Source organism: Streptomyces chiangmaiensis (assembly GCF_036281785.1).
In the GTDB taxonomy this organism is placed as follows: domain Bacteria; phylum Actinomycetota; class Actinomycetes; order Streptomycetales; family Streptomycetaceae; genus Streptomyces; species Streptomyces chiangmaiensis.
On sequence record NZ_JAYWVC010000060.1, the window covers coordinates 20,698 to 40,265 of the forward strand.

21 protein-coding genes are annotated in these 19,568 nt (G+C 69.9%); 20 read left to right on the top strand and 1 reads right to left on the bottom strand.

All coding sequences use genetic code 11. The features are described 5' to 3' along the window. Positions 1-97: 97 nt before the first annotated feature. Both ffh and ftsH read left to right on the top strand, forming a co-directional pair. Positions 98-1,645 (top strand): signal recognition particle protein, encoded by a 1,548-nt coding sequence (gene ffh, locus VXC91_RS19125; protein ID WP_329508493.1) that lies wholly within the window; start codon positions 98-100, stop codon positions 1,643-1,645. 101 nt (positions 1,646-1,746) lie between these two features. Then, positions 1,747-3,675, top strand: a complete 1,929-nt coding sequence (gene ftsH / locus VXC91_RS19130; protein WP_329508494.1) for an ATP-dependent zinc metalloprotease FtsH — start codon at positions 1,747-1,749, stop codon at positions 3,673-3,675. A 32-nt stretch (positions 3,676-3,707) separates the two neighbouring features. On the opposite strand, the gene VXC91_RS19135 is transcribed toward ftsH, so the two are convergent. Beyond that, positions 3,708-4,568 carry an SAM-dependent methyltransferase gene (locus VXC91_RS19135; RefSeq protein WP_329508495.1) on the bottom strand — a complete coding sequence of 287 codons (861 nt, stop codon included), beginning with the start codon at positions 4,566-4,568 and terminating at the stop codon, positions 3,708-3,710. 221 nt (positions 4,569-4,789) lie between these two features. Here VXC91_RS19135 and proS point away from each other — a divergent pair, with 221 nt between their 5' ends. The 18 genes from proS (at position 4,790) to VXC91_RS19225 (ending at position 19,510) form a co-directional block, all read left to right on the top strand. Next, complete coding sequence (proS, locus tag VXC91_RS19140; protein WP_329508496.1) at positions 4,790-6,205, top strand: proline--tRNA ligase; 1,416 nt, start codon at positions 4,790-4,792, stop codon at positions 6,203-6,205. Positions 6,206-6,457: 252 nt separating this feature from the next. Continuing rightward, positions 6,458-7,054: a hypothetical protein gene (locus tag VXC91_RS19145; RefSeq protein ID WP_329508497.1), complete on the top strand. Its 597-nt coding sequence runs from the start codon at positions 6,458-6,460 to the stop codon at positions 7,052-7,054. A 335-nt stretch (positions 7,055-7,389) separates the two neighbouring features. Next, complete coding sequence (rpsP, locus tag VXC91_RS19150) at positions 7,390-7,818, top strand: 30S ribosomal protein S16 (RefSeq protein WP_329508498.1); 429 nt, start codon at positions 7,390-7,392, stop codon at positions 7,816-7,818. A 2-nt stretch (positions 7,819-7,820) separates the two neighbouring features. Next, complete coding sequence (locus VXC91_RS19155; protein WP_003973401.1) at positions 7,821-8,060, top strand: RNA-binding protein; 240 nt, start codon at positions 7,821-7,823, stop codon at positions 8,058-8,060. An 82-nt stretch (positions 8,061-8,142) separates the two neighbouring features. After that, on the top strand, positions 8,143-8,694 hold the full coding sequence (gene rimM, locus VXC91_RS19160) for a ribosome maturation factor RimM (RefSeq protein WP_329508499.1): 552 nt from the start codon (positions 8,143-8,145) through the stop codon (positions 8,692-8,694). Further along, a complete protein-coding gene (gene trmD / locus VXC91_RS19165) occupies positions 8,694-9,527 on the top strand; it encodes a tRNA (guanosine(37)-N1)-methyltransferase TrmD (protein ID WP_329508510.1) in 834 nt (277 codons plus the stop codon). Before rimM ends, trmD begins: the two co-directional genes overlap by 1 nt. A 134-nt stretch (positions 9,528-9,661) precedes the next feature. After that, on the top strand, positions 9,662-10,012 hold the full coding sequence (gene rplS / locus VXC91_RS19170) for a 50S ribosomal protein L19 (RefSeq protein ID WP_329508500.1): 351 nt from the start codon (positions 9,662-9,664) through the stop codon (positions 10,010-10,012). 45 nt (positions 10,013-10,057) lie between these two features. Then, positions 10,058-10,774, top strand: coding sequence for a signal peptidase I (gene lepB, locus VXC91_RS19175; protein ID WP_329508501.1), 717 nt, complete (start codon positions 10,058-10,060; stop codon positions 10,772-10,774). Then, entirely contained in the window at positions 10,767-11,855 is a 1,089-nt protein-coding gene (lepB, locus tag VXC91_RS19180) for a signal peptidase I (protein ID WP_329508502.1), read from the top strand. Before lepB (VXC91_RS19175) ends, lepB (VXC91_RS19180) begins: the two co-directional genes overlap by 8 nt. Further along, positions 11,740-12,690 carry a signal peptidase I gene (lepB, locus tag VXC91_RS19185; protein WP_329508503.1) on the top strand — a complete coding sequence of 317 codons (951 nt, stop codon included), beginning with the start codon at positions 11,740-11,742 and terminating at the stop codon, positions 12,688-12,690. Before lepB (VXC91_RS19180) ends, lepB (VXC91_RS19185) begins: the two co-directional genes overlap by 116 nt. Positions 12,691-12,769: 79 nt before the next feature. Next, on the top strand, positions 12,770-13,513 hold the full coding sequence (lepB, locus tag VXC91_RS19190; RefSeq protein WP_329508504.1) for a signal peptidase I: 744 nt from the start codon (positions 12,770-12,772) through the stop codon (positions 13,511-13,513). 16 nt (positions 13,514-13,529) lie between these two features. Further along, the gene (locus VXC91_RS19195) at positions 13,530-14,069 is read left to right on the top strand and encodes an NUDIX hydrolase (protein ID WP_329508511.1); all 540 of its coding nucleotides are present in this window, start codon (positions 13,530-13,532) and stop codon (positions 14,067-14,069) included. Positions 14,070-14,125: 56 nt separating this feature from the next. Continuing rightward, complete coding sequence (locus VXC91_RS19200) at positions 14,126-14,434, top strand: DUF2469 domain-containing protein (RefSeq protein WP_003965949.1); 309 nt, start codon at positions 14,126-14,128, stop codon at positions 14,432-14,434. A 79-nt stretch (positions 14,435-14,513) separates the two neighbouring features. Beyond that, the gene (locus tag VXC91_RS19205) at positions 14,514-14,906 is read left to right on the top strand and encodes a YraN family protein (protein WP_329508505.1); all 393 of its coding nucleotides are present in this window, start codon (positions 14,514-14,516) and stop codon (positions 14,904-14,906) included. Continuing rightward, the gene (locus VXC91_RS19210) at positions 14,906-16,531 is read left to right on the top strand and encodes a YifB family Mg chelatase-like AAA ATPase (RefSeq protein ID WP_329508506.1); all 1,626 of its coding nucleotides are present in this window, start codon (positions 14,906-14,908) and stop codon (positions 16,529-16,531) included. Before VXC91_RS19205 ends, VXC91_RS19210 begins: the two co-directional genes overlap by 1 nt. Beyond that, positions 16,528-17,688: a DNA-processing protein DprA gene (dprA, locus tag VXC91_RS19215; protein ID WP_329508507.1), complete on the top strand. Its 1,161-nt coding sequence runs from the start codon at positions 16,528-16,530 to the stop codon at positions 17,686-17,688. The genes VXC91_RS19210 and dprA overlap by 4 nt, the downstream gene beginning before the upstream one ends. 272 nt (positions 17,689-17,960) lie before the next feature. Next, positions 17,961-18,803, top strand: a complete 843-nt coding sequence (gene whiG, locus VXC91_RS19220) for an RNA polymerase sigma factor WhiG (RefSeq protein ID WP_329508508.1) — start codon at positions 17,961-17,963, stop codon at positions 18,801-18,803. Between the two features lie 149 nt (positions 18,804-18,952). After that, positions 18,953-19,510, top strand: coding sequence for a TetR/AcrR family transcriptional regulator (locus VXC91_RS19225; protein ID WP_329508509.1), 558 nt, complete (start codon positions 18,953-18,955; stop codon positions 19,508-19,510). The last annotated feature ends 58 nt before the right edge of the window (positions 19,511-19,568 follow it).

A 19,568-nucleotide genomic window follows, 5' to 3' on the forward strand; every position in this document is an offset into this window, starting at 1 on the left:
GACTGCTGTGGTCGGCGGCCGGGGTCGATTTGCTCGCCGGTCCGGATACCCTGGAGGGCAGCCCAAAACGCCCCCGACCCCGAGGACCGACGCCGCCGTGTTCGATACCCTCTCCGACCGCCTCAGCGCGACTTTCAAAAACCTCCGCGGGAAAGGCCGGCTCTCCGAGGCGGACATCGACGCCACGGCGCGCGAGATCCGCATTGCGCTTCTCGAAGCCGACGTGGCCCTGCCCGTCGTCCGCTCCTTCATCAAGAGCGTGAAGGAAAGGGCCCTCGGAAGCGAGGTCTCCAAGGCACTGAACCCCGCCCAGCAAGTCCTCAAGATCGTCAACGACGAGCTGGTCACGATCCTCGGCGGTGAGACCCGCCGTCTGCGGTTCGCCAAGCAGCCGCCGACGGTGATCATGCTCGCGGGTCTGCAGGGTGCCGGAAAGACCACCCTCGCGGGCAAGCTCGGCAAGTGGCTCGAGGAGCAGGGGCACTCCCCGCTGCTGGTCGCCGCCGACCTCCAGCGCCCGAACGCGGTCAACCAGCTCAGCGTCGTCGCCGAGCGTGCGGGCGTCGCCGTCTACGCGCCCGAACCGGGCAACGGAGTCGGCGACCCGGTCAAGGTCGCCAAGGACTCCATCGAGTTCGCCAAGGCCAAGGTCCACGACATCGTGATCGTGGACACCGCCGGCCGCCTCGGCATCGACCAGGAGATGATGCAGCAGGCCGCGGACATCCGGGACGCGGTCTCGCCCGACGAGATCCTGTTCGTCGTCGACGCGATGATCGGTCAGGACGCCGTCAACACGGCCGAGGCCTTCCGCGACGGCGTCGGCTTCGACGGCGTGGTGCTCGCCAAGCTCGACGGTGACGCCCGTGGTGGTGCGGCCCTGTCGATTCGGCAGATCACCGGCAAGCCGATCATGTTCGCGTCGAACGGTGAGAAGCTCGAGGACTTCGACGCCTTCCACCCGGACCGGATGGCCTCGCGCATCCTCGACATGGGTGACCTGCTCACCCTGATCGAGCAGGCGGAGAAGACGTTCAGCCAGGAAGAGGCCCAGAAGATGGCCTCCAAACTGGCGTCCAAGAAGGGCCAGGACTTCACCCTGGACGACTTCCTGGCCCAGATGGAGCAGGTCAGGAAGATGGGCTCCATCTCCAAGCTGCTCGGCATGCTCCCGGGCATGGGCCAGATCAAGGACCAGATCAACAACCTGGACGAGCGGGACGTCGACCGCACGGCCGCGATCATCAAGTCGATGACCCCCGGAGAGCGCCAGGAACCGACGATCATCAACGGCTCGCGCCGGGCCCGTATCGCCAAGGGTTCGGGTGTGGAGGTCAGTGCGGTCAAGAACCTGGTCGAACGGTTCTTCGAGGCTCGCAAGATGATGTCCCGCATGGCCCAGGGCGGCGGCATGCCCGGCATGCCGGGGATCCCGGGCATGGGCGGCGGCGCCGGCCGGACGAAGAAGCAGCCGAAGAAGGTCAAGGGCAAGCAGCGCTCCGGCAACCCGATGAAGCGCAAGCAGCAGGAGCAGGAGGAAGCCGCCCGCCGTGCCGCGGCCCAGAGCGGAAGCGCCTTCGGCCTGCCACAGCAGAGCGGTCAGGAGTTCGAGCTGCCGGACGAGTTCAAGAAGTTCATGGGCTGACCCGCACGACGGTCCGCGCCGTACGACGCCGAGGGCGCCCCTCACCGGAGGGGCGCCCTCAGCGCATGCCGGGGTGTCGAGGGTGCCGTACCGTCCGATATATGACCAATGCGGCGCCACCACGCAAAACCCCGGACAAGCCGTGGCGCACGGAGGGCACCTCGGACGAACCGTCCCGGCGGCTGGGCGGCCGAAAGGCGCCTGGTGGGTGGTGGGGTCTGGCCGCCGCCGCAGTCATCGTCTTCCTCGCCGTCTACGCCGCGCTGACGTACTTCACCGCGGCCAACGAACCGACCATCTCGTACACGGAGTTCAGCAAGCAGGTCGACGCCGGAAACGTCACCAAGGTGTACTCCAAGGGCGACGCGATCCAGGGACAGCTGAAGCAGGCGCGACCCAGGCCGGGCGGCGGGGAGTACACCAAGTTCAAGACGCAGCGCCCGGCCTTCGCGGACGACAAGCTCTGGCAGAACCTGACCGCGCACCATGTCACCGTGACCGCCCAGCCGGTGGTGCAGGAGCGCAGCTTTCTGTCCAATCTGCTGATCTCGCTGCTGCCGCTGCTGATCCTGGCGGCGGTGTGGATCTTCATCGCGCGCCGGGTGCGAACCGGCCTCGGCGGTCCGGGCGGCATGCTGGGCCGCAGGGCGCCGCCCAAGCCGGTCGAGCTGCAGCCGGGCATCAGGCGCACCACGTTCGCCGACGTCGCCGGCATCGACGAGGTCAAGGGCGAGCTGAACGATGTCGTCGACTTCCTGAGGAACCCGGACGCGTACCGCAGGATGGGCGCGAAGATGCCGCGCGGCGTCCTGCTGACGGGTCCGCCCGGCACGGGCAAGACACTGCTGGCCCGGGCGGTGGCAGGCGAGGCGGGCGTGCCGTTCTTCTCCGCTTCGGCCTCCGAGTTCATCGAGATGATCGTGGGCGTCGGTGCGTCCCGCGTCCGCGAACTGTTCACCGAGGCCCGCAAGGCCGCCCCGTCGATCATCTTCATCGACGAGATCGACACGATCGGGCGGATACGGGGCGGCGGCGCCTCGCTGGGCGGCCACGACGAGCGTGAGCAGACCCTGAACCAGATCCTCACCGAGATGGACGGCTTCTCGGGCTCCGAGGGCGTGATCGTCATCGCTGCGACGAACCGCGCCGACGTCCTGGACCCGGCGCTGACCCGCCCCGGCCGTTTCGACCGGGTGGTCACCGTCTCGCCGCCGGACCGCGACGGCCGCCAGGCCATCCTGCGGATCCACGCGCGCGACATGCCCCTCGCCCCGGACGTGGACCTGCCCCAGGTGGCCCGGATGACCCCGGGCATGACCGGCGCGGAACTGGCCAACCTCGCCAACGAGTCGGCGCTCCTCGCGGTCAAGCGGAAGCAGCCGCAGGTGGCGCAGCACGACTTCCTGGAGGCCCTGGAGAAGGTCCAGCTGGGCGCCGCACGCTCGCTCCTGATGCCCGAGGAGGAGCGGCGGCGCACCGCCTACCACGAGAGCGGGCACGCCCTGCTGGGGATGCTGCAACCGGGCGCCGACCCCGTCCGCAAGGTCACCATCGTGCCGCGCGGCCGGGCTCTGGGAGTGACGCTGTCGACCCCCGAGGCCGACAGGTACGCGTACACCGAGGAGTATCTGCGCGGCCGCATCATCGGCGCCCTGGGCGGCATGGCCGCGGAACACGTGGTCTTCGGCGTCATCACCACGGGTTCCGAGAACGACCTCGAACAGGTCACCAACCTCACCCGCGGCATGGTCGCCCGCTGGGGCATGAGCGAACGGGTGGGCCGCTTCTCGGCTCTCCCCAACGACGCGCAGCAGCCCTACGGCCTCGCGGCGGCCCCGCAGACGCTGGATGTGATCGAGAGCGAGATGCGCCGCATCGTGGACGACTGCTACGAGGAGGCGTGCCGCAAACTCACCGACCACCGGGGGCAACTGGACGCCCTGGCGGAGGCGCTGCTGGTCAACGAGACCCTGGACGAGGCGGAGGCGTACCGCCTCGCTGGCGTCCTGCGCCCGAGGAAGGACGACTGAGCGACCCGCCGGACGGGGCCCGGGCGCGTGGGCTAGGGGATGCGCGCGATCAGGTAGCGGAACACATTCGGCATCCACACTGTTCCGTCCGCCCGCCGATAGGGGTGCAGCGCCTCCGTCAGTTCCTTGTCGACCTGCTCCTGTTCCGTGGCGCCGATCGCCGCGTCGAAGAGCCCCGTCGACAGCATCCCCCGCACAGCGCTGCCCATGTCGGCGTATCCGAAGGGGCAGGCGACCCGCCCCGACCCGTCCGGCCGCAGTCCGCAGCGCTGCGCCACCTCCTCCAGGTCATCGCGCCGGGACGGGCACCAACTGCTGCTGTCCCCCTGGGGATCGGCCAGTTTCGCGGCGATCCGGAGCACGGACGAGGCGCTGCACCGTTCCGGCGGGCCCCAGCCGGCGAGCACCACGAACGCGCCGTGCTCCGCGAGTGGTGTGGCCGCGGTGAGTTGTTCCTCGACGCCCTCCTCGGCCTCGGCCGCGCATCCGATCGGATCGAAGACGGTCACCAGGTTGTACGCCGGCGCTCCCGGCGCGGCCGCCGCCTCCCGCGGGGACCCGTCGACGATCCAGGTGTCCGCACGCGTGTGCGTGTCCCACGTTCCCGGCAGCAGCCGCTCGCGGGCGAAGGGCAGCCGTTCGTCCGCACCGCGGTCGACACCGGTGACCGAGGCGCCCCGGGAGGCGGCCATCAGCAGAGCGAGTCCCGCACCGCATCCGAGCCCGAGCAGCCGCGTCCCGGATCCCACCTCGAGCCGCTCGTAGACGGCCTCGTAGAGCGGCACGAGCATCCGCTCCTGGATCTCGACCCAGTCACGCGCGTGTGCACGCCGATCCGCGAGGGGAGTCGCCCCCGCGTGGGGGAGGTGCTGTCGCGCGAGCGTAGGTGTCATCGAAAGCGCCTCATTCCGCCGAGAGTTGCCGCTGTGTCCGATTCCTTGGCCCCCGTGACGGGCGTTCCACCCAGAAACCCCCCGTATGCCAGGTAACTCCGCCCCCGTCGTGGCGTCCAGGGGGTGCGACGCACTCCCTCTGAGCCGTCCGTGCGCCCCTGCCCACCTCCGGGTGACAAATCATTCACGGTACAAGGAGGCGTCCCCGTACCATTCGCGCCATGGCCAAGACACCCGTTCTCACGCCCCGTGCGGACGACTTTCCGCGCTGGTACCAGGAGCTGACCAACAAGGCCGAACTGGCCGACAACGGGCCGGTGCGCGGCACCATGGTCATCCGACCGTACGGGTACGGGTTGTGGGAGCGGATGCAGGCCGAGATGGACGCCCGCATCAAGGAGACCGGAACCCAGAACGCGTACTTCCCGCTGCTGATCCCGCAGTCGTATCTGACCAGGGAGGCCGACCACGTCGAAGGCTTCGCGCCCGAACTCGCGGTCGTCACGCACGGCGGAGGCAAGGGCCTCGAAGAGCCCGCCGTGGTCCGGCCGACCTCCGAGACCATCATCAACGAGTACTTCTCCAAGTGGATCCAGAGCTACCGTGACCTGCCCCTGCTGATCAACCAGTGGGCGAACGTGGTGCGTTGGGAGCTTCGGCCCCGCCTCTTCCTGCGCACCTCGGAGTTCCTGTGGCAGGAGGGCCACACCGCGCACGCCACCCACGAGGAGGCACGCGACTTCGCCGCGCACATCCAGCGGAACGTGTACGGCGACTTCCTGGAGAACGTCCTCGCGGTGGACTTCGTGTCCGGGCGCAAGACGGTCAAGGAGCGCTTCGCCGGCGCCATCAACACCCTGACACTCGAAAGCATGATGGGCGACGGCAAGGCCCTTCAGATGGTCACCAGCCACGAACTGGGCCAGAACTTCGCCAAGGCGTTCAACACCCGCTTCCTCTCGAAGGACGGCGCGCAGGAATACGTCTGGCAGACTTCCTGGGGCTCCACCACCCGCATGATCGGCGCCCTGGTGATGACGCACGGCGACGACGACGGGCTCCGGATTCCGCCACGTCTGGCACACATCCAGGCCGTCGTCCTCGCGATCAAGGACGACGAGGCGGTTCTGGCCAAGGTGCACGAGATCGGCGACCGGCTGAGGGCGGCCGGTGTGCGCGTCCACGTGGACGACCGCACCGACACCCCCTTCGGCCGCCGAGCCGTCGACTGGGAGCTCAAGGGTGTGCCCGTACGCATCGAGGTCGGCCCCCGCGACCTGGAGAACGGCACCGCCATGCTGGCCCGCCGCATTCCCGGCGGCAAGGAGCCGGTGGCACTCGAGTCGCTCGCGGGACTGCTGCCCGGGATCCTCGAGGAGGACCAGGCGCTGCTCCTGAAGCAGTCGCGGGAGCGCCGCCTGTCCCGAACGGCAGAGGTGTCGACGATCGACGAGGCCGTCGAGGCGGCGATCGCCGGGGGCTGGGCCCGCATTCCGTGGTCCGTGCTCGGCGAGGACGGCGAGGCCAAGCTGGCCGAGCACGCCGTGACCGTACGTTGTCTGGTCACCGAGGACGGGGCGGTTCCCGACGCGGATGACGCACCGGGTAACGTCGCGGTCGTCGCGCGCGCTTATTGAGGTACGAGGAGATGAGGCCGAAACGCCTCTTGCGCATCGGCAGGCCACAGGTGCCCCGGCGTGTGCGGTTCACCTACGCGCCGGTGCGTAGTGGTCACTACGCACCGGCTTGGTAGGAGCTGTGAGGCTTCTCCGCAGATCATCGCACCCGCCCTCCTCCGGACGCATCAGCGGCAAACTGACGGGTACGTGCAAATTATTTGGGATGGCCCGGAATAGGAACACGGAGGCACTCCGGCTCGTTGTCATTACGTGAGCACGACACCACCTGTTCTCGCCGCAGAGCTGGCGCAGGCGTGGGCCGACATTCAGCGGTACCACCCCGAGCTGCCAGATCTTGCCGCGCCTGAGTCCCTGATCGGAGAGTCGTCGTCCGCCTGTGGGCACGAGCTCTCCTTCGAGCGACTGCTCCATGAGGCAGTCCATGGCATCGCCGCCGCCCGCGGCGTACGCGACACCTCCCGTGCCGGCCGCTATCACAACCGCAGATTCCTCGCGATCGCCGAGGAGCTGGGCCTGGACCATCCCGAGGAGCCGCACCCGAGCAGCGGTTTCTCGCTGGTCACCCTCAACCCCGAGGCGAAGCGGCGTTACCGGCCGACGATCGAACGGCTGCAGCGGGCGCTGAAGGCCCACTCGGCGGCGACGGCCGCGGACACGTCCCGCACGTTCCGGGGCCCGGCCGCCCGCCACGGCTCCTCCGGAGGCGGCGTCCGCGTCAAGGCGGTCTGCGACTGCGGCCGCAACGTCCGCGTCGTTCCGTCGGTTCTGGCGCAGGCCCCGATCGTGTGCGGCGGCTGCGGAAAGCCGTTCCGCATCCCGGAGCCGGTGGGGGCGGCGGCGAGCTGACGCGACGGCTGCTCGTGGCAGCCGTACTCGGTGAGTCGCTCCCCACGCGTACGGCTGCGCACGCCCGTGCCGCAGGGCGGCACGGGCGGCATCCGCGAGCACCGGGGCGTGGCCAACGCCCGGAGCCCGGCGCCGGGTGCCTCCTCGGCATGTCCGGGCGCACCCCTGGCGGGCAAAGCCTCCGACAAGGTATGGCAGAATGGCTAGCTGTACTCGACAGCCGCACAGGACCCCTCTCTCCTCCGGCTGACGCGTCCATCGGGCCCTCGGGTACCGCAACCCCACGCGGCCGACCCGCCGTGCCCAACCACGTCAAACCAGGAGAACCCACTCCCGTGGCAGTCAAGATCAAGCTGAAGCGTCTGGGCAAGATCCGTTCGCCTCACTACCGCATCGTCGTCGCCGACTCCCGCACCCGCCGTGACGGCCGGGCCATCGAGGAGATCGGCAAGTACCACCCGACCTACAACCCGTCGGTCATCACGGTGGACGCCGAGCGTGTGGCGTACTGGCTCGGTGTCGGCGCTCAGCCGACCGAGCCCGTGCTCGCCATCCTGAAGAAGACCGGCGACTGGCAGAAGTTCAAGGGCGAGCCCGCCCCGGCACCGCTGCTGGTGGCCGAGCCCAAGGCCGCGCGTCCGTCCTTCGAGGCGCTCGGCGGCGACGACGAGGGCAAGGGTGAGGCGATCACCCAGAAGAAGAAGGCCGAGAAGAAGGACGAAGCCGCGGCCGAGTCGTCTTCGTCTGAGTCGACCGAGGCCTGAGCATGCTCGAGGAGGCTCTCGAGCACCTCGTGAAGGGCATCGTCGACAACCCTGACGATGTGCAGGTGGCCTCGCGCAACCTGCGCCGTGGGCGTGTGCTCGAGGTCCGGGTCCACCCCGACGACCTCGGCAAGGTGATCGGCCGCAACGGCCGCACCGCGCGCGCTCTGCGTACCGTCGTGGGCGCCATCGGCGGCCGTGGCGTCCGTGTCGACCTCGTCGACGTGGATCACGTCCGCTGACGCTTATCGCAACCGGCTCGGGCCGGGGAGGGCCACTGGGCCGTCCCCGGCCCGCGGTCGTTACGACAGGAGATCTTCACAAGTGCAGCTGGTAGTCGCACGGATCGGCCGCGCCCACGGCATCAAGGGCGAGGTCACCGTGGAGGTACGTACCGACGAGCCGGAGCTCAGGCTCGCCCCCGGCGCCGTGCTGGCGACCGATCCCGCGGCCGCGGGCCCGCTCACCGTCGCATCCGGCCGGGTGCACAGCGGCCGGCTGCTGCTGCGCTTCGACGGCGTTCAGGACCGCACCGCCGCCGAGGCCCTGCGCAACATCCTTCTGATCGCCGACGTCGATCCGGACGAGCTTCCCGAGGGCGAGGACGAGTACTACGACCATCAGCTCGTCGACCTGGACGTGGTGACCGTGGACGGCGTGGAGGTGGGCCGGATCACCGAGATCTCGCATCTGCCCTACCAGGACCTGTTCGTGGTGGAGCGTCCGGACGGGACCGAGGTGCTGGTCCCGTTCGTCGAGCGGATCGTCACCGAGATCGACCTGGACGAGCAGCGGGCGGTCATCGACCCCCCGCCGGGCCTGATCGACGACCGTGCCGAGATCGCGTCCTCCCGCGCCTCCCGAGAAGAGGCATGATGCGGCTCGACGTCGTCACGATCTTCCCCGAGTACCTGGAGCCGCTGAACGTTTCCCTCGTCGGCAAGGCACGCGTGCGTGGACAGCTGAACGTCCATGTGCACGATCTGCGGTCCTGGACGTACGACCGCCACAACACGGTCGACGACACCCCCTACGGCGGCGGTCCCGGCATGGTCATGAAGACCGAGCCCTGGGGCGCGGCGCTGGACGACATCCTGGCCGACGGGTACGAGACCGGTTCCGCAGCGCCCGCCCTGCTGGTGCCCACGCCCAGCGGCCGCCCCTTCACCCAGGAACTCGCCGTCGAGCTCTCCGGGCGCCCGTGGCTGATCTTCACGCCCGCTCGCTATGAGGGCATCGATCGCCGGGTCATCGACGAGTACGCAACCCGGATACCGGTGTACGAGGTGTCCATCGGGGACTACGTCCTCGCGGGCGGCGAGGCGGCCGTCCTCGTCATCACCGAGGCGGTGGCCCGGTTGCTGCCCGGGGTTCTGGGCAACGCCGAATCCCACCGGGACGACTCCTTCGCGCCCGGTGCGATGGCGAACCTCCTGGAGGGGCCCGTCTACACCAAGCCGCCGCTCTGGCGCGGCCGGGACATCCCCGAGGTCCTGCTCAGCGGCCACCACGGCAGGATCGCCCGCTGGCGCCGGGACGAGGCCCTGAAGCGCACGACGGCCAACCGGCCCGACCTGATCGAGCGCTGCGACCCCGCGGCCTTCGACAAGAAGGACCGCGAAATGCTCTCCGTCCTGGGGTGGGCACCGGACCCGGAAGGCGCGCGGAACGGCCGATTTTGGCGCAGGCCGGAGCGCGTGGAAGAATAGGCGGCTGTTGTCCGCGTCCGGCGTGCGCCCCTGCCGCAGGGGGATACGACGCCCGCTCCGACACGGCCGACACTACTTGCAGAAAAACTACTTCCCGCCGATGACCTGTGGCATCGGTGAAGAAAGCAGACGAAATGTCTCACCTGCTCGACTCCGTCGACACCGCGTCGCTGCGCAGCGACATCCCGGCCTTCCGCCCGGGTGACACCGTCAACGTCCACGTCCGCGTCATCGAGGGCAACCGCTCCCGTGTGCAGCAGTTCAAGGGCGTGGTGATCCGCCGCCAGGGCGCCGGTGTCCGCGAGACCTTCACGGTCCGCAAGGTCTCCTTCTCCGTCGGCGTCGAGCGCACCTTCCCGGTGCACACCCCGATCGTGGAGAAGATCGACCTGGTCACCAAGGGTGACGTGCGCCGCGCCAAGCTCTACTACCTGCGCGACCTGCGCGGCAAGGCGGCGAAGATCAAGGAGAAGCGCGAGAACTGAGCGCCTCCGGGGGTTCAGACCAGGGCCGGATAGCATCTGGCCCTGATGAACACCGAAGCACAGCACATGGAGCGCGACCGCTCCCCCGAACCCACAGGCTCCGAGGAGATCTCGGACCCGCCGGGTCCGGCGGGGCGGTCGCGCTTCGCGTTGGTGTCCAGGACCGTCGACTGGCTGCCCGGTGGACGGATCACCCTGACCGTGTTGGTCTGCCTGTTGTTTCTCCTCACACTCAGCACGTTCGTGACGCAGCCCTTCGAGATCCCCAGCAGTTCGATGGAGCGCGGATTGAGGGTTGGGGACCGCGTGCTCGTAAATAAGTTGGCGTACCGTTTCGGATCGAAGCCGCAGCGGGGAGACGTCGTCGTGTTCGACGGCTCCGGGTATTTCGGGAACGCCGACTACGTCAAGCGGGTAGTAGGTGTGGGGGGAGACCATGTGGTCTGCTGTGACACGGAGGGGAGGCTCGAGGTGAACGGCCGGTCGGTCGACGAGTCGTCGTATCTGTATCCCGGCAACAGCCCGTCCGACGTCGCCTTCGATGCCGTCGTGCCCGACGGCACGCTGTTCGTGCTCGGCGACCACCGCAGTGACTCCAGCGACTCCCGCGACCACCTGGGCTCGCCGGGCGGCGGGATGATCCCGCTCGGCTCGGTGATCGGCAGGGCCGACTGGGTGGTCTGGCCCTCCGCACACTGGAGGCACATCACGCGTCCCGACGCCCATGCACGGGTGCCCGTCGCGGACGGTGCCCATGGGTAACCGCGGCAAACCGCGTGGCGTGCCGATCGACACCGCCACCCAGAACCTCCTGCCCACCGGCTCGCGGCGCGCCTCAGGCCACGCTCCCAGCGGTCGCAGCCGCGCCGAGCGGCGCAGGCTCCAGCGCAAGGTCAAGCGGAGGCGGAGGCGCTCCGCCGTCAAGGAGATACCCCTCCTGGCCGGCGTCGCCGTCCTCATAGCGCTCGTCCTGAAGACGTTCCTCGTGCAGGCCTTCGTGATCCCGTCGGGCTCCATGGAGAACACGATCCAGATCGGCGACCGCGTCCTCGTCGACAAGCTGACCCCGTGGTTCGGCTCCGAGCCGCAGCGCGGAGACGTCGTCGTCTTCAGGGACCCCGGCGACTGGCTGGCCGGGGAGAAGACCACCAAGAAGAACGACCCCGTCGGCATCAAGCAGATCAAGGAAGGGCTCACCTGGATCGGTCTGCTGCCCTCCGACAACGACAAGGACCTCATCAAGCGGGTCGTCGCCGTCGGCGGGGACACCGTGAAGTGCTGCGACACCCAAGGACGCGTCACCGTCAACGGGACGCCCCTGAACGAGCCGTACGTTCACCCGGGGAACAAACCTTCGGACTTCTCGTTCTCGGTGACCGTGCCTCCGGACCGCCTGTGGGTCATGGGCGACCACCGCGCCAACTCGGCCGACTCGCGCTACCACCGAACCGAGGCGTTCAGCGGTACTGTCTCCGAGAACTCCGTCGTCGGCCGCGCCGTGGTCATCGCCTGGCCCCTCGGGCACTGGGCACGTCTGAAGGACCCGGACACTTACGCGTCGGTGCCGGGCGGATCGACCACCGCACTCGGTCCGTCGCATAGGGTGGCCTCTGCGGATCGATTTGGATTGATCCCGCTCCCGAGCCCTGCGGAACTCCCGCTCGTTATGGGAGTGGTGGGCCTGCGTCGACTGGGGCGCCGGCGGCGATACGGAGTGAGGAGTGGACGTGGGGGATTTGGCGGTCGGCGCACGGTCCGGACACGAAGGTCCCGAAGATCGGCCGGAGCGACCCGACGAGACGGCTGCCCCGGCCGTGGACCGCGACGCAGGCTCAGGGGGTAACTCCTCGGGCCGTGGCACGCAGGGCGACGGGCAGGCCCCCCAGCGGAAGAAGCAGCGCTCCTTCTGGAAGGAACTTCCGCTCCTCATCGGTATCGCGCTGGTGCTCGCGCTGCTGATCAAGACGTTCCTGGTGCAGGCGTTCTCGATCCCCTCGGACTCGATGCAGAACACCCTCCAGCAGGGTGACCGTGTGCTCGTGGACAAGCTGACCCCCTGGTTCGGCTCCCAGCCCTCCCGCGGCGAGGTGGTCGTCTTCCACGACCCGGACAACTGGCTCGCGGGCGAGCCCACGGCCACGCCCAACGCCCTCCAGACCGCCCTGAGCTGGATTGGCCTCATGCCGTCGGCGGAGGAGAAGGACCTCATCAAGCGGGTCGTCGGCGTCGCGGGTGACACCATCGAGTGCAAGGGCACCGGCCCGCTGACGGTCAATGGCATGGCGCTGAACGAGCCCTACGTCTACCCCGGGAACACTCCGTGCAGCGTCGACGACCAGGGCGGCCAGTTCAAGGTCACGGTGCCTGCGGGCAGAATCTGGGTCATGGGTGACCACCGGCAGAACTCGCTGGACTCCCGCTACCACCAGCAGGACAGGTACCAGGGCTTCGTGCCCGTGGAGAACGTCGTGGGCCGCGCCATCGTCGTCGCCTGGCCGCCCACCCGCTGGGACACGCTGCCGATCCCGGACACCTTCGACCAGGGCCTGAACGAGACGGTCCCGGGAGCGCTCGGCCTGACCGGCGCGGTACCGCTGGTGCTGTGGCGCAGGCGGCGGGTCACTGCGCGCCTTACCGCCGGAAACCCCAGGGTTACTGGGGGCGGTACCGCCCGGTAGTGTGCCGTCCCAGATCGCCGATCTTTCGTGGACCGAGCGCGGGCCACGAAAGCGAATCTCCGACCTGGGGAGCACTGGGATGAGCAGGACTGGTCGTACGGAAGAAGGCCGCGGACGGCTCGGCAGGACCCTGTCGGGGCTGGTCGTGGCCCTCGGCTGTGTGCTCTTCCTCGGCGGGTTCGTCTGGGGCGCCATCGTCTACCGGCCCTACACCGTGCCGACCGACTCCATGTCGCCCACCATCATGGCCGGTGACCGGGTCATGGCCCAGCGCGTCGACACCGCCGACATCACCCGTGGCGACGTCGTCGTCTTCAAGCAGAAGAGCTGGGGCAACATGCCGATCGTGAAGCGGGTCGTGGCGGTCGGTGGCGACACGATCGCCTGCTGCACCGAGGGCAAGCTGACCGTCAACGGCAAGCAGATCCAGGAGTCGTACCTCAGCAAGGGCCAGCCCGCCGAGCTGAAGACGATCCCGACCATCACCGTCCCCAAGGGGCGCCTGTTCCTCCTCGGCGACGAGCGCAGCGGCTCCCTGGACTCCACGGCGCATCTCACGGAGGCCTTCAGCGGCACGGTGCCCCGCAGTGCGGTGGACGCCCGGGTGGACGCCGTGGTGTGGCCGATGAACGGCATGCTGGAACGTCCGACGGGCTTCGAGGCGCTGGGCCCGATCTCGTCGCCCGGACCCCTGCGGCCGATCGTCGGCGTGATCGTGGCCGGCGCGGTGCTGGTCATGGCCGGCGCGGCGTACGGGGCCATCGCCGATCGCGCCGGCCGCAGGCGCCGCGCCCCGCGGACGGAGCTGACCGGTGCACGCTGAGCCGTCACCGCCCCCACTGCCCTCCGGACCGCAGGCGGGCGGGGCGGGCGTGCAGGACGGGTACGCGGGTGGGCTGCGCAAGGTGGCCAGAGTGGTGCTCCTCGATCCGCAGGACCGCATCCTGCTGCTCCACGGGCACGAGCCGGACGATCCCTCCGACGACTGGTGGTTCACCCCCGGTGGCGGCGTGGAGGGCGACGAGACGCGCGAGCAGGCCGCTCTGCGCGAACTGGCGGAGGAGACCGGTATCACCGATGTCGAGCTCGGGCCGGTGCTCTGGCAGCGGAGGTGCTCCTTCCCGTTCGCCGGACGCCGCTGGGACCAGGACGAGTGGTACTACCTCGCCCGCACGACCGGGACGGGTACGGCCAGGGCCGCGCTGGGCCTGACGGAGCTGGAAAAGCGCAGTGTCGCCGGAGTGCGGTGGTGGTCGTGCGGAGAACTGGCCCAGGCGCATGAGACGGTGTATCCGAAGAGACTCGCCGAGCTGCTGCGCACGCTGCTCGACGAAGGTCCCCCGGCCAGGCCCGAGATCCTCCGCACAGAAATCGTCTAGAGGCGCACGGGACTGGCGCACAATGGTGGGATCGCACGGCTGAAGGGGAACATGCCATGAGCGCCGAGGACCTCGAGAAGTACGAGACCGAGATGGAGCTGAAGCTCTACCGGGAGTACCGCGATGTCGTCGGTCTGTTCAAATACGTGATCGAGACCGAGCGGCGCTTCTACCTCACCAACGACTACGAGATGCAGGTGCACTCGGTTCAGGGCGAGGTGTTCTTCGAGGTGTCCATGGCGGATGCCTGGGTCTGGGACATGTATCGACCTGCTCGCTTCGTGAAGCAGGTGCGCGTGCTCACGTTCAAGGACGTGAATATCGAGGAGCTGAACAAGAGCGATCTGGAGCTTCCGGGTGGGTGACGGCCGCACCCGGAAGGGTGACGAAGTTGTCCACAGCCGCTGAGTGGTCCACCAAGATCCACTCTGCCGGGGCGGATGCGTGACGGTTGGCGCCGGAGGTGGTGCCGACATGAACGCACGAGGTGCACTCGGCAGGTACGGCGAGGAGCTGGCCGCCCGGCGGCTGACGGCGGCGGGGATGACGATCCTGGAGCGCAACTGGCGCTGCGGCAGGATCGGCGAGATCGACATCGTGGCCCGGGACGGCGACGTCCTGGTCGTCTGCGAGGTCAAGACCCGCAGAGGCGGCCGCTTCGAGCATCCGATGGCCGCCGTCACCCCCGTCAAGGCCGAGCGGCTGCGCGGCCTCGCCGAGCGCTGGGTCCAGGCACACGGAGGGACACCACCGGGAGGGGTGCGCATCGACCTCCTCGGTGTCGTCCTGCCCGGACGCGGCGCCGCCCTGGTCGAACATGTCCAGGGGGTGGCGTGATGGGGTTCGCGCGCACATGCTCCGTGGCACTGGTCGGCGTCGAGGGCGTGGTGGTCGAGGTCCAGGCCGACCTCGAACTGGGCGTGGCGGCGTTCACGCTGGTGGGCCTGCCCGACAAGAGCCTGACGGAGAGCCGGGACCGGGTGCGGGCGGCCGTGGTGAACTCGGGTGCCGATTGGCCGCAGAAGAAGCTCACGGTCGGGCTCAGCCCCGCGTCCGTGCCGAAGGCGGGCAGCGGATTCGACCTCGCCGTCGCCTGCGCGGTGCTCGGCGCGGCCGAACGGATCGATCCCCGGGTGCTCGCCGACATCGTGATGATCGGCGAGCTGGGCCTGGACGGGCGGGTCCGTCCGGTGCGGGGCATTCTGCCGGCGGTGCTGGCCGCGGTGGACGCGGGATACGAACAGGTGGTCGTGCCGGAGTGCGCCGCCGCCGAGGCCTCGCTCGTCCCCGGTGTGTCCGTACTGGGGGTCCGCAGTCTGCGCCAGCTGATCGCCGTCCTCGCCGACGAGCCCGTGCCCGAGGAGCAGCCGGACGAGCAGGGCCGCCCCGATCCGCTCCTCGCCGGTCTGCGGGTACCCGGCACCGGGGCCTCCACCGGGATGCACAGCATCGGCGCCGCGCAGCACGACCAGGGCCATGACCTCTCCGACGTCGTCGGCCAGATCTCGGCGCGTACGGCGCTGGAGGTCGCCGCGGCCGGCGGGCACCACCTGTTCCTGGAAGGTCCACCGGGCGCCGGGAAGACGATGCTCGCCGAGCGGCTGCCCGCCCTTCTTCCGAGGCTCAGTAGGCAGGAATCCCTGGAGGTCACCGCCGTGCACTCGGTGGCGGGCCTGCTTCCCGCTGGCAAACCCCTGATCGACGTCGCCCCCTATTGCGCCCCACACCACTCGGCCACCATGCAGGCTCTCGTCGGCGGCGGTCCCGGCACGGCCCGCCCCGGAGCCGTGTCCCTTTCCCACCGCGGGGTGCTCTTCCTCGACGAGGCGCCAGAGTTCACCGGTCAGGCCCTGGACGCGCTGCGCCAGCCCCTGGAGTCCGGGCACGTCGTGATCGCCCGCAGCGCGGGCGTCGTGCGTTTCCCGGCGAGATTTCTCATGGTGCTCGCGGCCAACCCCTGCCCCTGCGGCCGCTTCTCCCAGCGCGACACCTCGTGCGAGTGCCCGCCCTCGGCGATCCGCCGCTATCAGGCCCGGCTCTCCGGCCCCCTGCTGGACCGGGTGGACCTGCGTGTCGAGGTCGATCCCGTCACGCGTGCGGAGCTCACCCGGGGCGACGCGCGGGGCGAGTCCACCGCGACGGTCGCCGACCGGGTCCGGGAGGCCAGGCAGAGGGCGGCGGCACGACTGGCGGGCACGCCCTGGCGGACGAACAGCGAAGTCCCCGGTCGGGCACTGCGCAATCGCTGGCATGCGGCGAGTGGCGCGATGGGCGAGGCGGAGCGCAGCCTGGAGCGCGGTGTGCTCACGGCCCGAGGACTCGACCGTGTGCTGCGTGTGGCCTGGACCGTCGCGGACCTTGTCGGACACGACCGGCCGGATGCGTCGGACGTGGCACTCGCCCTGCAACTGCGCACCGGGGTCCCACGGGGTGTGCCGATGGCCATCGGGGCTCTGACATGAGCGGGAGCGATGCCCCGGACGGTGAGCGACTCGCCCGGGTCCTTTTGACCAGGGTGGTCGAACCTGGTGACGAGGTCGCGGGCCGCTGGCTGCGGGAATGGGGAGCCGAGGAGGTGGCCCGGCGGCTGCGGGAGGGCGGGAAGCCGCTCCCGGGGGTCACGGGGAAGCGGTGGGCCGGGATGCGGGCGCGGGCCGGAAGGGCCGAGCCCTCCCGGGACTGGGCCGTGGCCCAGAAGGCGGGGGTGCGCTTCGTATGCCCGGGAGCGTCCGAGTGGCCCGCCCAGCTCGATGACCTCGGGGACGGACGGCCCGTCGGCCTCTGGGCGCGGGGGAAACCCAATCTGCGCATGTGGGCGCTGAAATCCGTGGCGGTCGTGGGCGCGCGGGCCTGCACCGGGTACGGGGCTCATGCGGCGGCCGCCCTCGGCGCCGGGCTCGCGGAGCGCGGCTGGGTGGTCGTCTCCGGCGGGGCGTACGGGGTGGACGGCGCCGCCCATCGGGGCAGCCTCGCGGCAGGCGGCGCCACCGTGGCCGTGCTGGCCTGCGGCGTGGACCGGCCCTACCCGCGCGGGCACACCGAGTTGATCACCAGGATCGCGCACCAGGGACTGGTCGTGGGCGAGTTGCCGCCCGGCGACCATCCGACGCCCCACAGGTTCCTGATCAGAAACCGCGTGATCGCGGCACTCACCCGGGGCACCGTGGTCGTCGAGGCGGCGTACCGCAGCGGCGCGCTGGTCACCGCCCGGGCGGCGCAGCGGCTCGGCAGGTTCACCATGGGCGTGCCCGGCCCGGTCACCAGCGGACTCTCGGCCGGTGTCCACGAACTGCTGCGGGGAGAGGCCGTGCTCGTCTCCGATGCGGCGGACGTCGTGGAACTGGTCGGCGGCATCGGTGAGCTGGCCCCGGACCGGCGTGGCCCCGTGCTGCCAGGCGACCTGCTCGAACCGGCCGCGCGGCGGGTTCTGGCGGCGCTGCCCGGCAGCGCGGCGGCGTCGGTGCCCGATATCGCGAGCGGCGCACAGACGACCGAGGAGGACGCGGTCGCGAGGCTGTACGAACTCCGATCACTTGGTTTCGTCGAACGACACGACGATGGCTGGAAGTTGACACGCCAGGCCGTGATCGCTGCCCGGCAAGATCGCTGCTGGTGTTGACCGAGTGTGTTCGGCCGTCCGGGCGATCCCCCGACAGCCTTGGCAATTCCCGTAGTTGACGCTTTCCAGGGATCACACAGGGCGACGGCCGGGTCTCCGGCACCGGACCCGCCATGCCCGTTCGCGCACGGGTGATCCCTCTCCCTTCGCACACTGCGACACCGCAGTCACGCTACGCTCACGAGGATTCCGACTCAGACCGGCAACTCGACATCAGACCGACAGCTCGCCCAGGCAGCACCGGTTCACACCAGAACGGCACAAGGCGACGAATGCCCCAGCACACCTCCGGGTCCGACCGGGCGGCGATTCCCCCAGCCGCCTGTGACGGCGGCAGCGTGCGCCCGCCCGCTCCCTCGACACTCGACGAGTTGTGGCGGTCGTACAAGGAGACGGGGGACGAGCGGTTACGGGAGCAGCTGATCCTTCACTACTCGCCGTTGGTGAAGTACGTGGCCGGGCGGGTGAGCGTGGGGCTCCCGGCCAATGTGGAGCAGGCGGACTTCGTGTCGTCGGGGGTCTTCGGGCTGATCGACGCGATCGAGAAGTTCGACATCGACCGGGAGATCAAGTTCGAGACGTACGCGATCACGCGGATCCGGGGCGCGATGATCGACGAGTTGCGGGCGCTGGACTGGATCCCGCGGTCGGTTCGGCAGAAGGCGCGTAGCGTGGAGCGGGCGTACGCGACCTTGGAGGCCCGGCTGCGGCGGACGCCGTCCGAGGGTGAGGTGGCCGCGGAGATGGGGATCGGCGTGGAGGAGCTCCACGCCGTCTTCAGTCAGTTGTCGCTGGCGAACGTCGTGGCTCTGGAGGAGCTCCTGCACGTGGGGGGCGAGGGGGGTGACCGCCTGAGCCTGATGGACACCCTCGAGGACACCGCCGCGGACAACCCGGTGGAGGTGGCCGAGGATCGTGAGCTGCGGCGGTTCCTGGCACGTGCGATCAACACGCTGCCCGAACGGGAGAAGACCGTCGTCACCCTCTACTACTACGAGGGACTCACCCTTGCCGAGATCGGCAATGTGCTGGGGGTGACCGAGAGCCGGGTGAGCCAGATCCACACGAAGTCCGTGCTGCAGCTGAGGGCCAAGCTGGCCGGCTTCGGGCGCTGAGACGGGGCGCGGCGTGGTGCGGCACCGGCGGACACGTGCCGGACACCCCCGGCAGGCGGGGCACGAGTACGGCACGTGGCGGGAGCGCCTCCCGTGTGCGGCGGACGGTCCGTAGAGTGGTTGACGTGCCAAGGATTCGAGCGGCCTCCGTGGCCGAGCACCGATCGATGCAGCGAGCCGCCCTGCTGGACGCGGCCCGGTCCCTTCTGTTCGAGGGCGGTACGGAGGCGCTGACCTTCCCTGCTCTCGCCGAGCGGACGGGCCTGGCGCGGTCGTCCGTGTACGAGTACTTCCGCTCCCGCGCGGCCGTCGTCGAGGAACTGTGCGCGGTCGACTTCCCCGTGTGGGCGGCGGAGGTCGAGGCGGCCATGGCCGCGGCGGACGGGCCCGAGGCCAAGATCGAGGCGTATGTACGCCGGCAGCTGGCGCTGGTGGGGGACCGGCGGCACCGGGCCGTGGTGGCCATCTCCGCGAGCGAGCTCGATGACGGGGCGCGCGAGAAGATCCGGGCGGCGCACGGCGGGCTCGTGGCGATGATCGTCGATGCGCTCGGCGAGACGGGTCACCGCGAGCCCCGGCTGGCGGCGATGCTGCTGCAGGGCGTCGTCGACGCGGCCGTCCGGCGCATCGAGTTGGGTGCCGCAGAGGACCCGGCCGCCATCACCGAAGCGGCGGTCGCGATGGTTCTGCGGGGCGTCCGGGGCTGAGCGCGCCGTCAGATGCGGCACCGGGGGCCGCCGCCGGGCTCCGGTGTCTAGTGCGGCG

Bases quoted from the DNA above. Each gene is read 5' to 3' on its own strand.
- proS (WP_329508496.1), top strand. From the start codon at position 4,790: ATGGCCAAGACACCCGTTCTCACGCCCCGTGCGGACGACTTTCCGCGC.
- dprA (WP_329508507.1), top strand. From the start codon at position 16,528: ATGAGCGGGAGCGATGCCCCGGACGGTGAGCGACTCGCCCGGGTCCTT.
- whiG (WP_329508508.1), top strand. From the start codon at position 17,961: ATGCCCCAGCACACCTCCGGGTCCGACCGGGCGGCGATTCCCCCAGCC.
- VXC91_RS19200 (WP_003965949.1), top strand. From the start codon at position 14,126: ATGAGCGCCGAGGACCTCGAGAAGTACGAGACCGAGATGGAGCTGAAG.
- rplS (WP_329508500.1), top strand. From the start codon at position 9,662: ATGTCTCACCTGCTCGACTCCGTCGACACCGCGTCGCTGCGCAGCGAC.
- trmD (WP_329508510.1), top strand. From the start codon at position 8,694: ATGCGGCTCGACGTCGTCACGATCTTCCCCGAGTACCTGGAGCCGCTG.
- VXC91_RS19135 (WP_329508495.1), bottom strand. From the start codon at position 4,568: ATGACACCTACGCTCGCGCGACAGCACCTCCCCCACGCGGGGGCGACT.
- VXC91_RS19155 (WP_003973401.1), top strand. From the start codon at position 7,821: ATGCTCGAGGAGGCTCTCGAGCACCTCGTGAAGGGCATCGTCGACAAC.
- lepB (WP_329508502.1), top strand. From the start codon at position 10,767: ATGGGTAACCGCGGCAAACCGCGTGGCGTGCCGATCGACACCGCCACC.
- lepB (WP_329508501.1), top strand. From the start codon at position 10,058: ATGAACACCGAAGCACAGCACATGGAGCGCGACCGCTCCCCCGAACCC.
- lepB (WP_329508504.1), top strand. From the start codon at position 12,770: ATGAGCAGGACTGGTCGTACGGAAGAAGGCCGCGGACGGCTCGGCAGG.
- ftsH (WP_329508494.1), top strand. From the start codon at position 1,747: ATGACCAATGCGGCGCCACCACGCAAAACCCCGGACAAGCCGTGGCGC.
- VXC91_RS19210 (WP_329508506.1), top strand. From the start codon at position 14,906: ATGGGGTTCGCGCGCACATGCTCCGTGGCACTGGTCGGCGTCGAGGGC.